This window comes from Mesorhizobium sp. WSM4837, from assembly GCF_055811435.1.
Genome location: NZ_JBVVQE010000043.1, coordinates 42,661 through 58,435 on the forward strand (window position 1 = coordinate 42,661; position 15,775 = coordinate 58,435).

At 63.0% G+C, this 15,775-nt stretch carries 12 protein-coding genes and 1 pseudogene; 6 read left to right on the forward strand and 7 right to left on the reverse strand.

Annotation, left to right across the window (positions count from 1 at the left end; genetic code table 11):
- Window positions 1-188 precede the first annotated feature (188 nt).
- The 3 genes from AC0L3D_RS23140 to AC0L3D_RS23150 all read left to right on the forward strand — a co-directional run bounded on the left by AC0L3D_RS23140 (window position 189) and on the right by AC0L3D_RS23150 (window position 5,968).
- On the forward strand, window positions 189-1,766 hold the full coding sequence (locus AC0L3D_RS23140; protein ID WP_473627271.1) for a trimethylamine methyltransferase family protein: 1,578 nt from the start codon (window positions 189-191) through the stop codon (window positions 1,764-1,766).
- A 178-nt stretch (window positions 1,767-1,944) separates the two neighbouring features.
- Window positions 1,945-4,530 carry a GcvT family protein gene (locus AC0L3D_RS23145; RefSeq protein ID WP_473627270.1) on the forward strand — a complete coding sequence of 862 codons (2,586 nt, stop codon included), beginning with the start codon at window positions 1,945-1,947 and terminating at the stop codon, window positions 4,528-4,530.
- A 70-nt stretch (window positions 4,531-4,600) separates the two neighbouring features.
- Window positions 4,601-5,968 (forward strand): M24 family metallopeptidase, encoded by a 1,368-nt coding sequence (locus AC0L3D_RS23150; RefSeq protein WP_473627269.1) that lies wholly within the window; start codon window positions 4,601-4,603, stop codon window positions 5,966-5,968.
- A gap of 6 nt (window positions 5,969-5,974) precedes the next feature.
- Here the strand turns inward: AC0L3D_RS23150 and AC0L3D_RS23155 are convergent, their stop codons facing one another.
- Together AC0L3D_RS23155 and AC0L3D_RS23160 are read right to left on the reverse strand one after the other, a co-directional pair.
- Window positions 5,975-6,775 carry a phosphate/phosphite/phosphonate ABC transporter substrate-binding protein gene (locus tag AC0L3D_RS23155; RefSeq protein ID WP_473645919.1) on the reverse strand — a complete coding sequence of 267 codons (801 nt, stop codon included), beginning with the start codon at window positions 6,773-6,775 and terminating at the stop codon, window positions 5,975-5,977.
- An 85-nt stretch (window positions 6,776-6,860) separates the two neighbouring features.
- Window positions 6,861-7,871 carry a fatty acid desaturase gene (locus tag AC0L3D_RS23160; protein ID WP_473627267.1) on the reverse strand — a complete coding sequence of 337 codons (1,011 nt, stop codon included), beginning with the start codon at window positions 7,869-7,871 and terminating at the stop codon, window positions 6,861-6,863.
- A 228-nt stretch (window positions 7,872-8,099) separates the two neighbouring features.
- Between AC0L3D_RS23160 and AC0L3D_RS23165 the strand changes: the two genes are divergently transcribed.
- Together AC0L3D_RS23165 and bmt are read left to right on the forward strand one after the other, a co-directional pair.
- The gene (locus tag AC0L3D_RS23165) at window positions 8,100-8,942 is read left to right on the forward strand and encodes a helix-turn-helix domain-containing protein (RefSeq protein ID WP_027154489.1); all 843 of its coding nucleotides are present in this window, start codon (window positions 8,100-8,102) and stop codon (window positions 8,940-8,942) included.
- 83 nt (window positions 8,943-9,025) lie between these two features.
- Window positions 9,026-10,042 (forward strand): betaine--homocysteine S-methyltransferase, encoded by a 1,017-nt coding sequence (bmt, locus tag AC0L3D_RS23170; RefSeq protein ID WP_473627266.1) that lies wholly within the window; start codon window positions 9,026-9,028, stop codon window positions 10,040-10,042.
- Window positions 10,043-10,151: 109 nt separating this feature from the next.
- Here the strand turns inward: bmt and AC0L3D_RS23175 are convergent, their stop codons facing one another.
- The 5 genes from AC0L3D_RS23175 to AC0L3D_RS23195 form a co-directional block, all read right to left on the reverse strand.
- Entirely contained in the window at window positions 10,152-11,900 is a 1,749-nt protein-coding gene (locus tag AC0L3D_RS23175; protein ID WP_473645914.1) for a vWA domain-containing protein, read from the reverse strand.
- A 99-nt stretch (window positions 11,901-11,999) separates the two neighbouring features.
- On the reverse strand, window positions 12,000-12,401 hold the full coding sequence (locus AC0L3D_RS23180; RefSeq protein ID WP_473645915.1) for a hypothetical protein: 402 nt from the start codon (window positions 12,399-12,401) through the stop codon (window positions 12,000-12,002).
- A gap of 2 nt (window positions 12,402-12,403) precedes the next feature.
- Window positions 12,404-12,964, reverse strand: a complete 561-nt coding sequence (locus AC0L3D_RS23185; RefSeq protein WP_473627260.1) for an RNA polymerase sigma factor — start codon at window positions 12,962-12,964, stop codon at window positions 12,404-12,406.
- Window positions 12,965-13,073: 109 nt separating this feature from the next.
- Complete coding sequence (locus tag AC0L3D_RS23190; RefSeq protein WP_473645917.1) at window positions 13,074-13,763, reverse strand: hypothetical protein; 690 nt, start codon at window positions 13,761-13,763, stop codon at window positions 13,074-13,076.
- Window positions 13,764-13,852: 89 nt separating this feature from the next.
- Window positions 13,853-15,427: a trimethylamine methyltransferase family protein gene (locus AC0L3D_RS23195; RefSeq protein WP_023798939.1), complete on the reverse strand. Its 1,575-nt coding sequence runs from the start codon at window positions 15,425-15,427 to the stop codon at window positions 13,853-13,855.
- 271 nt (window positions 15,428-15,698) lie between these two features.
- Between AC0L3D_RS23195 and AC0L3D_RS23200 the strand changes: the two are divergent.
- Window positions 15,699-15,775: pseudogene (locus AC0L3D_RS23200) on the forward strand (cobalamin-binding protein); the annotation flags it as partial.

Sequence of the window (15,775 nt, forward strand, 5' to 3'; positions counted from 1 at the left end):
TGCTCAATATGACGTGATCGCAACGTGACATGTTTCACAGTTCGGGCACAGATCTGGATTCGCCCTGGTGCGTCCGGCTGGCGAACGTCCATGTCGCTTCCCTCGTCCTAGTGGTCGCCGCCTCCGCAATGGCGGGACGGCGGTCGGTCCATTATGCCGCCGCACCGTCGCAGCGTACGAGGACTATCATGACCGCCGCCCTTCATCCCGCCGAACCGGCATTGACAAACGACCGCGCCCGTCGCGGCGGCCGCGCGGGCAAGCGCGCCGGCGCAGCGGCGGCATTCGAGCAGCCGCCTTTCCGTCAGCTGAAAATCCCGCTGACGCCGACCAGGCTGGTCTCCGACGACGAACTGGAATCGATCCACCTCGCCTCGCTGCGCGTTCTCAGGGAAATCGGCGTCGACGTGCTGCACGACGAGGCAAGGCGCATCATGAAGGCGCATGGCGCAGATGTCCGCGAAGGCAGTGAGCGGGTGCGCTTCGACAGCGACATGATCCTCGAGCTGGTTTCGCACTGCCCGTCGGAATTCACCATCCATGCCCGCAATCCGGCGCACAATGTCCGCTTCGGCGGCGACAACCTGATCATCTCGATGATGGCGTCGGCGCCCAATTGTTCCGACATCGACCGCGGCCGCCGCCCCGGCAACCAGCAGGACTACCGCAACTTCCTCAAGCTTGCGCAGATGCACAACATCCTGAACTGCACCGGCGGCTATCCGGTCGAGCCGATCGATATCCATCCGTCCGTCCGGCACCTCGAATGCATCCGCGATCTGAGCGTGCTGACCGACAAGGTGTTCCACATCTATTCGCTCGGCAAGGAGCGCAATGTCGACGGCATCGAGATCACCAGGATCGCGCGCGGCATCAGCGCCGAACAGCTTCTCGAACAGCCGTCGGTGTTCACCATCATCAACACCAATTCGCCGCTCAAGCTCGACGTGCCGATGATGGAAGGCATCATCCAGATGTCGAGCAAGGGCCAGGTCGTCATCGTGACGCCGTTCACCCTGTCGGGCGCCATGGCGCCGGTGACCATCGCCGGTGCGCTGGTGCAGCAGAATGCCGAGGCACTGTCCGGCATTGCCTTCGCCCAGATGGTGCGCAAGGGCGCGCCCGTCGGCTATGGCGGCTTCACCTCCAACGTCGACATGAAGTCCGGCGCGCCGGCCTTCGGCACGCCGGAATACATGAAGGCGCAATTGGTCGGCGGCCAGCTCGCCCGCCGCTACAACATTCCCTACCGCACTTCCAACACCTGCGCCGCCAACACGGTCGACGCACAGGCCGCCTATGAAAGCGTGTTCTCGCTGTGGGGCGCCATACAGGGCGGCGGCAATCTGATGATGCATGCGGCCGGCTGGCTGGAAGGCGGCCTGCGCTGCTCCTACGAGAAGACCATCCTGGACATCGATCTGCTGCAGATGGTGGCCGAATTTTTGACCCCGCTCGACCTTTCGGAGGAAGCACTGGCTATCGACGCCATCCGCGATGTCGGTCCCGGCGGCCATTTCTTCGGCACCCAGCATACTCAGGACCGCTACAAGACCGCCTTCTATTCGCCTGTCATCTCCGACTGGCGCAATTTCGAGACCTGGGCGGAAGCCGGATCGCCGACAGCTATCGAAAAAGCCAATCGGGTGTGGAAGGAGCGGCTGGCCTCCTATGAAGAGCCCTACATGGACCCGGCTATCCGCGAGGAGCTCGACGCCTTCGTCGACAAACGTCGGTCTGAAGGCGGCGCGCCGACTGATTTTTGATCATCTGTATTGATTTGATGAACAGGCGACTCCCACTCCGTCGAGCTCCGCTCGACACCTCTCCCCCGATCGACGGGGTAGAGGAAGGGCGTGAGATTATTCCAGCCAGCGCCCTTCCTCGCTTTGCTTTCACGCCCCGCCCACTCGATTCAATCTCTTCAAAAACGGAACTATCTTCATGAAATCTCATGCAAAAGCGGTTGTCATCGGTGGCGGCGTCGTCGGCTGCTCGGTGCTTTACCATCTGGCCAAGGCGGGCTGGACCGACATCATGCTGATCGAGCGTTCGGAGCTCACTTCCGGTTCGTCCTGGCATGCGGCGGGCGGCTTCCATACGCTCAATGGCGATCCCAATGTCGCCAAGCTGCAGGCCTATACGGTGCAGCTCTACAGGGAGATCGAAGCGCTTTCAGGCCAGTCCTGCTCGCTGCACCTGACCGGCGGCGTGATGATGGCCGACACGCCCGAGCGCATGGACTTCCTGCGCCTTGCCCACGCCAAAGGCCGCTATCTCGGCATGGACACCGAGCTGATCACGCCGTCAGAGGCCAAGGCGATGTTCCCGCTGATGGACGAGACCAATTTCGTCGGCGCCATGTGGGATCCGGTCGAAGGCCATCTCGATCCTTCCGGCACCACCCACGCCTACGCCAAGGCCGCCAGGAAGCTCGGCGCCGAGATCGTGCTGCGCAACCGCGTCGTCGAGCTGACGCAGGAGGTCGACGGCACCTGGAACGTCGTAACCGAGCAAGGCACAGTCAAGGCCGAGCATGTCGTCAACTGCGGCGGCCTGTGGGCGCGCGAGATCGGCCGCATGGTCGGCGTCGAGCTGCCGCTGCTGGCCATGGAGCATATGTACCTTTTGACCGAGCCGATGCCGGAGGTCGAGGAATTCAACAAGTCGACCGGCCGCGAGATGATCGGCGTTATGGACTTCAAGGGCGAGATCTACACCCGCCAGGAACGCAACGGCATCCTGCTCGGCACCTATGAAAAAGCCTGCAAGCCGTGGTCTCCGGTCAACACGCCGTGGGATTTCGGCCATGAGCTGCTGCAGCCCGACATCGACCGCATCGCGCCGTCGCTGGAAATCGGCTTCAAGCATTTTCCCGGCATCGAGAAGGCCGGCATCAAGCAGATCATCAACGGTCCCTTCACCTTCGCGCTGGACGGCAATCCGCTGGTCGGCCCGGTGCAGGGCCTGACCAATTTCTGGTGCGCCTGCGCCGTGATGGCCGGTTTCTCGCAAGGCGGCGGCGTCGGGTTGGCATTGTCGAACTGGATGGTCCATGGCGATCCCGGCTTCGACGTCTGGGGCATGGACGTCGCGCGCTTCGGCGAATGGGCGACGCTGCGCTATACCAATGCCAAGGTGCGCGAAAACTATTCGCGCCGTTTTTCCATCCGCTTTCCCAACGAGGAACTGCCTGCGGCACGCCCGGCCCAGACGACCCCGCTTTACGACACGATGCTGGCCAACAACGCCGTCATGGGCGATAGCTGGGGCCTTGAAACCCCGCTCTGGTTCGCACCGAAAGGCACCGAGCCGAAGGACATCGTTTCCTTCCATCGCTCCAACGATTTCGGGCCGATCGGCGAGGAAGTGCGCGCCACCCGCGAGAAGGTCGGCGTCACCGAGATCGCCAATTTCGCCAAATACGAAGTCTCCGGGCCGGGATCGGAAGATTTCCTCAACCGGCTGATGACCAACCGCATGCCGAAGACCGGCCGCATTGTGCTGACCCCTATGCTGAACGATTTCGGCAGGCTGATCGGCGACTTCACCATCGCCAAGGCGGGCGAAGAGCGCTTCATGATCTGGAGCTCGTCGGCGGCGCAGAAGTATCATATGCGCTGGTTCGAGAAGCACCTGCCGAAGGATGGTCCAGGGGCGTCACAGGTCCGCATTCACCGCTTCGACCAGACGCTGGTCGGCTTGTCGATCGCCGGGCCGAAATCACGCGACCTCCTGCAGAAACTGGTTGACGCCGACATCTCGACAAAGGCCTTCCGCTTCATGGATTTTCGCGAGATGGCGGTCGGCGGCGCGCCCTGCATGGTCAATCGCATTACCTATACCGGTGACCTCGGTTACGAGATCTGGATGGCGCCGGCCTACCAGCGTCTGGTCTACAAGGCGATCAAGGATGCCGGCGAAGAGTTTGGCCTGGTCGATTTCGGCATGCGCGCCCTGCTCTCGATGCGCCTGGAAAAGAATTTTCCGACCTGGTTCCGCGAACTGCGCCCGATCTACGGGCCGTTCGAGGGGGCGATGGACCGCTTCGTTAAGCTGGAGAAGAACGACTTCATCGGACGCGACGCGGCAGCCAGGGAGCAGGCAGAAGGGCCAAAACTGCGCCGTGTCTCCTTCATCGTCGATGCCGCAGACGCCGACGTCATGGGCGACGAACCAATCTGGGCCAAGGTCGGCGGCAAGGATTACGGCACAGTGGAGAAGCCGCACGGCTATGGCGCGCCGCGCTTCGACGCGGACGGCGAGGAAGTGCGCGGCTCGAGCGCCGCGGAAGGCGCTTCGGCCGTGCGCGGCATCGTCGACGGCGACTGGCGCGTGGTCGGCTGGGTCACCTCCGGCGGCTATGCCCATTATATCAAGAAATCGATGGCGCAAGGCTATGTGCCAGCGGCCTTGGCCGCGGACGAAAGCGCCGGACTGTTCGAGATCGAGATCCTCGGAAGCCGACGACCAGTCCGCATCAATGTCGAGCCGCCTTTCGACCCGAGCGGCGAAAAGATGCGGGCCTGAAAGCATTGGACCCAACGGCCCGCCCTTGGGCCTGACCTGCGCGGCCGATTGATATCGGGAGGATAGGAAAATGAGCGATCCGAGGGTCGAGCGACGGTTCGGTCGTCATCGCAGGATCGCCCCGTTCGAGCCAGACGAAGCAGGCTCAATCGATGCGTTGCGCCTGAAATCGCGGCAGAAGGCCGCTGAACTCAACCAGCATGTGCTTGGCTACGGCGCACTGGCGGAAGCCGAGTGGCACGCCGCCGGCATTGCTGCTCCCGACCTGCCCGCCATGCGCCAATACCGGCTCGACCGCATCCGCGCCGAGCTGAAGCGCCGCGGCTATGCGGGAGCCTTGCTCTACGATCCGATCAACATCCGCTATGCGACCGACTCGACCAACATGCAGCTCTGGATCGCACACAATCCGACAAGACATTGTTTCGTTGCCACCGAAGGTCCGGTGGTGCTGTTCGACTATTTTTCCTGCGAGCACCTTTCCGACCACTCCGGCGTCGTCGACGAGGTTCGGCCGGCAGTGTCGTGGATCTATCTCTACAGCGGCGAGCTCACCGAGCAAAAAGTCCGCCGCTGGGCCGCCGGGATCGCCGATCTGGTCAAGCAGCATGGTGGCGGTATCGGCCGCATCGCCGTCGATCACATCAATCCCGAGGGCGTCGGAGAGCTCGCCCGCCTCGGCATCTCGATCGGCAATGGCGAAGCGCTGATGGAAAATGCACGCCTGATCAAATCGCCCGACGAAATCCTGGCCATGCGCCGGTCGATCGTCGCCTGCGAGGCGGCGATGGGCGAGATGGAAGCAGCATTGAGGCCAGGAATTTCCGAAAACGAACTGTGGGCCGAACTCCACCGCGGCAACATCGCGCGTGGCGGCGAATGGGTCGAAACCCGGCTGTTGACATCCGGCCCGCGCACCAATCCCTGGTTCCAGGAATGCTCGTCGCGAGCGATCGCAGCCGGCGACCTCGTCGCTTTCGATACCGATTTGATCGGCCCTTACGGTTTCTGCGCCGACCTGTCGCGCACCTGGCTCTGCGGCGAGACCGAGCCGTCCAACGAGCAACGCGAGCTGTTTCGCATCGCCGCCGATCAGATCGCCCACAACATCGGCCTGATGCAGCCGGGCACATCGTTCCGCGATCTTGTCGAACGCTCGGCGGTGCCGCCCGCAGATTGTTTCCCGGCGCGTTACGGCGTGCTCTATCACGGCGTCGGCCTGGCCGACGAATACCCGACGCTGCCGCATGCAATCGACTGGACCGAAGACACCCCCGACGGCGTGCTTGTGTCGGGCATGGTGCTTTGCGTCGAGAGCTATATCGGCCGGCTTGGCGGGCGCGAGGGCGTCAAGATCGAGGAGCAGATCCTGATCACCGAAACCGGCAACGAGCAGCTTTCGACCTACCCGCTCGATGAGCGGCTGCTCGGCGGCTGATTGTCTTTATGCGGTCGCCGCGACCGCCTCGCGCAGCGCCTCCACGACCGTTTCCGGTGTCGTTCTGGCAGTGATGAACGGCAGGCCCTTGCGCCGCCTTGTCCAGCCGACGACCGTGACCGCTTCCGCTGCCGGCTCGAAGCGCCGCGCATTGGCCCAGCTCTGGCAGTCGATCGCCGCGACATCGGCCTTGCCCTCGGCAATGGCGACGATCGAGGCGCGGTGGCCACCGCTTTCGCTGCGCTCGGAGAAGATGTCCAGGCTTTCGCCCAGCGCCTCCAGGTCACGCGTCGGCGCGATAATGCCCGACATGGAATCGAGGCTGTTGAAGGTAAAATGCTTGTCACGCAGGACATCGAGGGGGATGAGCGGGCTGCCATCGGACGGTGAGGCAACCGTTGGCGCTTCACCAGCACGCATCACCAGCGCGCTCGAATAGAGTTCACCCTGCCCGCCCTCGAACGCGTCGTAACGCGGCTGGCCGATCAGTTGAACGTGCGTCGCCAGCCCGAGTTCCATCGGACCCCAGCAGGTCTGAGCGAGCAGCAGCGCCGGATGCAGCCAGAGGCCGAAAAAATCCAACTCGTCCGGCGGCAGCGTCGCCGGATCGGGCGCCATGACCTTTCCGGCGGCGTCGCGGATGCCGCCTTCCACAGGCCGCAGATCGGCATTGGCGCGAGCGATGGTCTGCGGCGCGTCGATGCCTTTTTGCCGGAAGGCATCACGCAGCCGCGCCCATTGGGCGTCGACCTCGCTCCGCATTTCAGACCAGTCGTACATCGGCAAGCCGGCAACGAACTCGCTCATGCCGGGACTTTGATCGTTACGCTGAGAAAAATTGACGAGGCCATTGACGCGCACCTGGGCATCGCTGCCGGCAATACCCAAAAATTCATTCTTTCGGCGGCTCGGCCGGTACCGGCGCACTGCCAAGCCCATTGAGGCTGCGCGCCCTGACGCGCGGCTTGAACGCCCGGCCCGGTTCCGGCGTGCGCCGCAGCACCGGGTGGACGATCGGCTCCTTGGCCTTGAAGGCATATGCCTTGAGCAGCGCGAAATAGTTCGGATAGGCATAGCCATTGTTCATCCGCAGCCACTCGTCACGGCGCTCGCGAAACAGCTTCGGCAGCCGGTACCAGGCCACCGTCGGGCTCTTGTGATGAACGAAATGCAGATTGTTGTTGAGGAACAGGAACGACAGCGGCGAACGTTCGACGATCACCGTACGGCCTTCCGGATGCTCCGACCACTGATGCTCGGCGAAGGTGCGGATCGAGATCAGCGACTGGCCCAGCCACACCGGCACCAGGATGTAGAGCCATAGCGGGATGCCGAAGCCGAACTGCACGACCGGCAGCACCACGGCGAGGCCGATGGCGTGCAGCAGCCATGCCTTGCGGATCACCTTGTCGCCGGCGAGCACCTGCCTGGCATCGTCGATGAAGAAGCCGATGCATGACAGCCACGGACCGAGAATGAGCCGGCCGATCATGGTGTTGTTGATCTTCAGCACGAACTTCATCGCCGGCGGCAATTCGTCATGGTGCCACAGCGCCCGGTAGTAGCTTTCAGGATCGTCAAGCGGATCGGTCAGCCGTTCGTCGGCATGATGGCGCAGATGAATGGTCTTGAACCGCCGGAACGGCCAGACGAGACCAATCGGCAGGAAGACGAAAGCTTCGTTGATGTGCGCATTGCGGGTCGGATGGCCGTGCAGGACTTCATGCGCCAGCGAGGATTGCAGCGCCGCCATCAAGGCCAGGACGACGAGCGCCAGCAGCGGATAGGACGGCCACAGGAACAGGCCGGCTGCAAGCCAGGTGCCGTAGCAGAAAAACGCGAGGAAGACCGTCGGCCATTCGATGGCCGGTGCATTGCGCCGTCTGTTATTCCTGCTTGTCATCGATCGACCACTGCCCTTCCAGTCGCCGGAACCGTTTTGATTCCTGACAGCATTGTGTCAGGAGCGTCGTGATGCTGCAACGCGACAAAGCGCACAAAATGTTGCGATTGCGAATTTTCAGCTGCATGTGTTATCTATTGTAAACAGGCTTGAGGATTCATTTACGCCCAAAGTGCCAGGTCGGCGGGTTCGGCGAATTTTTTTTCTCCCAATGGCTGGAATGACGATATGGACAAACGCGACCTGTCGACGGTCTTTCGGGAGCGCCTGAAAATGCTCCTGACACGATCCGATCTGAACCAGTCCGCTTTCGCGACTGCGGTGGGCATCGACCGTTCGGCGCTTTCGCAGCTGCTGTCCGGCGCCTCGACACGCCTTCCCCGCGCCGAAACGCTGCTCAACATCGCCGCCGAATTCAAAGTGTCGCTCGACTGGCTGCTCGGCCTCAGCCAGGACGAAGGCCTCACCGGTGAAATCCGCGAGAGCCTGGAGATCGAGGAAGCGCCTGACGGCTTCGACCGCACGCTGCTGGCCAGATGGCATGCCGAGGCCGCGGGCACGAAAATCCGTTACGTGCCGGCCGGCATTCCCGATCTTCTGCGCACCGAAGCGCTCGTCGACTACGAGGCCGGTATCGCCAACAAGAGCCGTGAGGCCCAGGCCGGCGAGACGCAGTACCGCATCGACTACAACCGGCGGCCGGAAACCGACATGGAAGTCTGCATGCCGCGCCATACGCTGGAGATCTTTGCGCGCGGCCTGGGCGTCTGGGACCGTTTCCCTGAGGCCGCCCGCCACCAGCAGCTTCTTCATATGGCGACGCTGCTCGACGACCTTTATCCCACCTTCCGCCTGTTTCTCTATGACGGACGGATGCGTTATTCGATCCCCTACACCATCTTCGGGCCTTATCGCGCCGCCATCTATGTCGGCGACATGTATCTGGTGCTGAACGCGACCCAGCCGGTCCGCAAGCTGACCAGCCATTTCGACAATCTGATCCGCGCCGCCGACATCAATGCGCACGAAGCAGCCAGCTTCACCCAAAGGCTGGCGGAAATGCGATTTTGACGGCTTGCTTCCTGCACCGACATTGACGTCATATAAAGATTTCTTTATATCCCGACAACGAATCCCGGAAGGCGTGATTTCCAATGACCAATCCAATCGACGCTTTGCTTGCCGAAAAGGGCGTTCTGCTCGCCGATGGCGCCACCGGCACCAATCTGTTCGCCATGGGGCTGGAGGCCGGCGAGGCTCCAGAGTTGCTGAACGAGACGGCGCCGGACACCATCACCAGTCTGCACCAGAACTTCGTCGATGCCGGCGCCGACATCATCCTGACCAACTCCTTCGGCGGCACCCGCCACCGGCTGAAGCTGCACCATGCGCAGGACCGGGTTTACGCGCTGAACAAGCGCGCCGCCGAGATCGCCCGCGCTGTCGCCGATAAGGCCGGCCGCAAGGTCATCGTCGCCGGCTCGGTCGGCCCGACCGGCGAGCTGCTGGTGCCGCTCGGCGCCATGACCTATGACGAGGCGGTCGACGCCTTTGCCGAACAGATAGAGGGCCTGAAGGCCGGCGGCGCCGAAGTCGCCTGGATCGAGACCATGTCGGCGCCGGACGAAATCCGTGCCGCAGCCGAAGCCGCGATCCGCGTCGGCCTGCCCTATACCTATACCGGCTCCTTCGACACCGCCGGCCGCACCATGATGGGGCTGTTGCCGAAGGACATCCACGGCGTCACCGATGGCTTGTCGCAGGCGCCGCTCGGTGTCGGCGCCAATTGCGGCGTCGGCGCCTCCGACATCCTCGCTTCACTGCTCGACATGACCGAGGCGAAGCCGGAGGCGACGGTGATCGTCAAGGGCAATTGCGGCATTCCGGAATTTCGGGGCGCCGAAATCCACTATTCCGGCACGCCCGAGCTGATGGCCGACTATGTCAGGCTGGCCGTCGATGCCGGCGCAAAGATCGTCGGCGGTTGCTGCGGCACCTCGTTCGCCCACCTCGCCGCCATGCGCAAGGCACTCGATGCGCACACAAGGTCGGATCGCCCTACCGTCGAAAAAATTGTCGAGCGCATCGGCCCGATGCGCAACAAGCAGGCGACGGTCAACACCGTCGAGACCAGCGAAGCCCGCCGCGAGCGCCGGCGCAGCCGCGCCTGACGCAATTGAAAAGGCCGGCAAGGTTTTCCCTGCCGGCCTGCCTCACCGCCCATCGGTGGTTTTCCGTATCAGAACGATCCCATCTGAGGAAAACCGGCCGTCACACCCACTACCGGTTACCGCCGAGCGCCGAGGCAAGGCGCACCAGCGAGAGGAACTCGGACCGGTACCCGAACGGGTCGGCTCCACGGGCGGCAGTGGCAATCTCGATGATCTTGTCGTAGCCGAACTTCGCGGTCGCATCCTCGTCGCGCAGCTTCTGGCCAAAAGCTGCGACGGCAACGGAGAATCGCTGGTCGATGCTGGCCTGGTCGAAACCAGCCACTTCGTTGGCCGATGTCACCGGCGTGGTGATCAGCTTCGAGGCATCCTCGTTCGGCAACTTGTAGCGGATCTTGACGAAGGCATATTCGTCGGCATTGGCGACGCCGCCATTGTTCACTGCAGCCTGGCCGTAGCGCAGCGGATCGATCTTCTCCCCGCCACTGTCCTTCGGCCTGATCTCGTAGATCGCGGTAACCGAATGCCCCGAACCGATCTCGCCGGCATCGACGCGGTCATTGTTGAAATCCTCGCGGTTCAAGGCCCGGGTCTCGTAGCCGATCAGCCGGTATTCCGAGACTTTTTGCGGGTTGAACTCGACCTGGATCTTCACGTCCTTGGCGATGGTGAACAATGTCGAGGACGCATCCTCGACCAGCACCTTCTCGGCCTCGGCCAAAGTGTCGATATAGGCGGCGGTGCCGTTGCCGTTCTGGGCGATGGTCTGCATTATCTGATCGTCCAGGTTGCCGCGGCCGAAACCGAACACCGACAGGAACACCCCGGTCTTGCGCTCCTTTTCGATCAACCGCTTCAGATCGTCATCGTCGGTCTGGCCGACATTGAAGTCGCCGTCCGTCGCGAGCATCACGCGATTGATGCCGTCGTTGACAAAGGATTTCTGCGCCAGCCGATAGGCTTGCCTGATACCCGCCTCGCCGGCCGTGCTGCCGCCGGGCGCCAACGTGTCGATGGCATTGAGGATCTTGTCCTTCTCCGAAACCTTCGTCGGCTCCAGGACAGTGCCGGCATCGCCCGCATAGGTGACGATCGAGACGGTGTCCTCGGGCTTCAATTTATTGACCAGAAGCCGGAAGGCGGACTGCAGGAGCGGCAGCTTGTCCTGCTCGTTCATCGAGCCCGATACGTCGATCAGGAAGACCAGATTGGCCTTGGGCTGCTCGGCCGGCTTGGCGTCGAAACCCTTGATGGCGACATGCATCAGCCTGGTGTGCTCGTTCCACGGCGTCGGCATGACGCTGACCGTCGAGTTGAACGGCGTCGAGGCAACGTCCGGTCCTTTCCAGTCATAGGGGAAGTAGTTGATCATCTCCTCGACGCGGACCGTGTCGGCCTGCGGCACGACACCGTCCCTGAGCGAACGCCGCACGAAGGAATAGGAGGCCGTGTCGACATCGATCGAGAAGGTCGAGACCGGGTCCTCAAGTGCTGCACGCACCGGATTGCTCTTGAAATCCTCGATGCGGTCGCGGTTTTGCTCCGGCAGCATCTGGTCGGCCGGCATGGCCTGCGGCTGTACCATCAGCTTGGATTCGGCGCCTGGCATGCGGCCAGCCTGCGTGGCTCCGTCGGCTTTCGGAGGAGACATGGACATCATCACTCTGCCAGTCGGCGCAGTTCCACCATCCCTTGCGAACTCGCCTTTCGTCGCAGGTGCCGGCTCGGGCGCCGCATTGCGGGCCAGAGAGTCCTGCTGCGCCAGGCCGCCGGCAGCCGATTGTGGCTTCGGCGGCGATGCCGGCGCGACAAGCGCCTCGGCTGCGACGCGGTTTTCGGCGTCGGCATCGGCTTTCATCCGCTTATCGGCCTCGGGGGGGGGGGGGGGGGCGGCGCGCCCCCCCCCCCCCCCGGGGGGGGGGGGGGGGGGGCGGGGGTGGGGGGGGGGGTTCTGGTTTCACCCCCTCTTCCCGCCCGCGGCGCGCGCCCCCCCCCCCCCCGCCCCCGGCGCTTTGGCCGCTGGTTTATCGGCCAGCGTTTCAGCGATCTTCTCGTCCCCACCGGAATAGAACGGCTGCTCCTGCAGCATATAGATCGTGGCGTATCCGGCGATCGGCAGGGCGACGAGCCCGGCAATGGCCGGGGTGGCGAAGAGTTTCTTTTGCATGATTTCGCTCCAGAGCTTTTGTGCTCGCTCTGTGAGACGAAGCCCTTTCGCCGTTCCTTGGGCGGCAGGTGAAGTTTTTTCGTCCAGGTCGTAAGCCCGCATGGCGGCCTCGAAGGCACGCGCCTTCGCCGCGGTACCGGGTGCCGGTGCTGCGATGTCGCGCAGCCTGGTGAGTTCGTTGTCGTCGACCATGATCACACTTCCCCGGCTGAAAGCATCAACGCCTTCAACCGTTTCTTCGCTTCATGGATGTGCCAGGAAACCGTCGTCTCCGAGATGCCCATCGCCTCGGAAGCGAGTGCGTGGCTCAGCCCTTCGCCATAGACGAGCAGCACCGCGTCGCGCTGCTTGTCCGGCAGCATCCGCACCGCCGCCCAAAGCGCCTCGGCTGGATCTTCGGGCTCGGCCGGGGCCTCTCCCGAGATCAGCTCGTAAGCCCCGTAGGCTTCGGTCTTGATTGCCTCGCGGGCGGTCTTGCGCATCATGTCGCGTGCCGCATTCAGCGTCATGGCGTAGAGCCAGGTGGTGAAGGCGCCGCTGCCATGATAATCGCGGATCGCCCGGCCGAGCCGGACGCAGACTTCCTGGGCTATATCCTCCGCGTCGGCCTTTTTCCCGCACCAGCGATAGGCGGCGCGATAGACGAAGTCATAGTGCCTTTCGAGCAATGTGCCGAAAGCCCCCCTGTCTCCGCCCTGCGCACGCCCGATCAGTTCGGCGTCGGAGGCTTCGCTTTCATCCAGCATCATCGCCATCATCTTCCTGTTGGACGAAGGCTAGTGGCGATTCCTTGGGATGATGGAAAGATTTTTTGCAGGGCGGTCGCAATTACGGTGTTCAAGTTTCGTTCGGCATTCGGCGATGCTACAGGCCCGCGAACGCCGCCATGTGGAAGGCTTGAACCTGTGGCGGATAGCGATAGGCCGCGCCGTCGGGACAGGCATTGCGGTCGAGACAGCCGCCGGTTCGGCACGGCGCGCCGTTGTGCCCACGCACATGCGCCAGACAGGCCTTGTGCGCAAAACCATCCGCAGAATAGGCATCGACCGGACAGGATTTCAGGCAGGGTTTGTCGACACATGCATCGCAAAGGTGAACCACTTCGCGAGTTTCCCCAAACGCAATCTCGTCCTCGAACAGCAGCGCGCCGCGATAGGCGTGCCACAGCCCGTATTGCGGATGCATGAGGATGCCGAGCGGCGACGGTTTCAGACCCTCCGCCTGCATCGCCCATTGCTGGAACGGCAGATAAGGCGTGTCGGACGGCGACACGGCGCGCGCGCCGAATTTCTTCGCCACTGCGCCGATCACTTCGCGCGACCATGCATCGAGCGGATCCGCAACAGTTTGCGATTGGCCTTCCCGCCAGCGCAGAAAATGCGGCCACGGCGCGGCGCCCGCCTGCCCCACCAGCAGGACGGATCTGGCGGCAGCGCCGGAGAGACCGGAGGGTGTTTCCTCACCGCCTGCAAAATTGAAGCCGCCGCGCAGGATGAGGCCGTGGGCGGAAAGCGCCGCCGCTATATCTTCGACCATGCTGCGCTCAAGGATCATCCCTTGCTGTCCGGCTCGGAGAAGGCGCTCCGCCAGACTTCCTTGTGGATGATGTTGGCGACTTTAGCCCCGCCTGACTCGGGCTCCTTTCAGGTGAAGGCGTCGGCCATCGACGCCTTCTTGCTGGCGATGAAGTCCTTCAGCCCATCGTCGATGCCCTGATCGAGATGCGGCGCCTCGTAGCTTTCCAGCCAGCGGCGAGCGAGTTCGTTGGCGCGCTGCGGTGCCGACTTTTCGCCTTCGGCCAGCCACTGCTCGTAGGAATTGTTGTCGGCGATGCTGGAACGGTAGAATGCCGTCTGGAAATTGGCCTGGGTGTGGTCACAGCCGAGATAGTGGCTGCCCGGGCCGACCTGGCGGATGGCATCCATCGCTTGGCCGTTCTCCGACAGGTCGACGCCTTCGGAGAACTTCTGGGTCATGCCGAGCTGGTCGATGTCCATCATGAATTTTTCGTAGCAGGAAGCGAGCCCGCCCTCGAGCCAGCCGGCCGAATGCAGCACGAAATTGGTGCCGGCGAGGATCGTCGAGTTCAGCGTGTTGGCGCTCTCATAGGCGGCCTGCGCGTCCGGGATTTTCGAGGCGCAGAGCGAGCCGCCGGTGCGGAACGGCAGGCCAAGCCGGCGCGCGAGCTGCGCTGCGCCATAGGAAACCAGTGACGGCTCCGGCGTGCCGAAGGTCGGCGCGCCCGACTGCATCGAGATCGACGAGGCGAAGGTGCCGAACAGCACCGGTGCGCCCGGCCGGATCAGCTGCGTGAACGACGCGCCAGCCAGCACTTCGGCCAGGACCTGGGTCAGCGTGCCGGCGACCGTCACCGGGCTCATCGCGCCGGCGAGGATGAACGGCGTGACGATACAGGCCTGGTTGTGGCGCGAATAGACTTTCAGCGCCCCCAGCATGGTCTCGTCGAACACCATCGGCGAATTGGCGTTGATCAGGCTGGTCAGCACCGTGTTGTTCTCGACGAAATCGTCGCCGAACACGATCTTGGCCATCGCCACCGTGTCTTCGGCGCGCTCCGGCGCGGTGACCGAGCCCATGAACGGCTTGTCCGAATATTTGATGTGGCTGTAGATCATGTCGAGATGGCGCTTGTTGACAGGCACGTCGACCGGCTCGCACACCGTGCCGCCCGAATGGTGGATCGACGGTGCCATATAGGCGAGCTTCACGAAATTCCGGAAATCCTCGATCGTCGCATAGCGCCTGACGCCGTCGAGGTCGCGCACGAAGGGCGGGCCGTAGACCGGTGCGAAGACCGTGGCGTTGCCGCCGATCTGCACCGAACGTTCGGCATTGCGGGCATGCTGGGTATAGACGGACGGCGCCGTCTTCAGAAGTGAGCGGCAGAGCCCCTTGGGAAAGTGCACGCGCTCGCCTTTGACGTCGGCGCCGGCCTCTTTCCACAGCTGCAGCGCCTCGGCGTCGTCGCGAAAGATGATGCCGATCTCTTCGAGCACCGTGTCGGTGTTCTTCTCGATCAGCGTCAGCCCTTCCTCGTCCAGCACCTCATAGACGTTGATCTTGCGCTTGATGTAGGTGAGTTGGGTGCCGGGGCCGCCACCCGAGCGCGCCGCCCGTCGGGCAGCGGCACCACCACTGGCGGCGCGTCCGCGCCGCGCGTTTGACGCTTCCTGATCGACCGGCGCGTTCTCACTCATGATCGTTCTTCCCTGGCTTTTGTTCTGGCACAATTATTATTGCCGCATATCGCGGCTTCTGGCCGGATCGTAGTCATGCACCCTATTCGAAACGGCCCGCCAGCGCCAACGCCTGTCGCAAAATCGACAAGAATTCCAATAGATCTGCAGTCGCTTTCCTTTTGCGGGAAGTCGCAAATCAGCTATGGACGCTGGCCTGTAGCGGGTTAGGTATTGACGTGATATTTGAGGCCCCGCAATTGCATCTGTGCGGCAAGGAGCTGGATTAAAAATGGCCGACGACGAGATCATCCTTTCCGAGCTTTCCGACGACGAACTCGTCCAGCAGATGCACGATGACCTTTATGA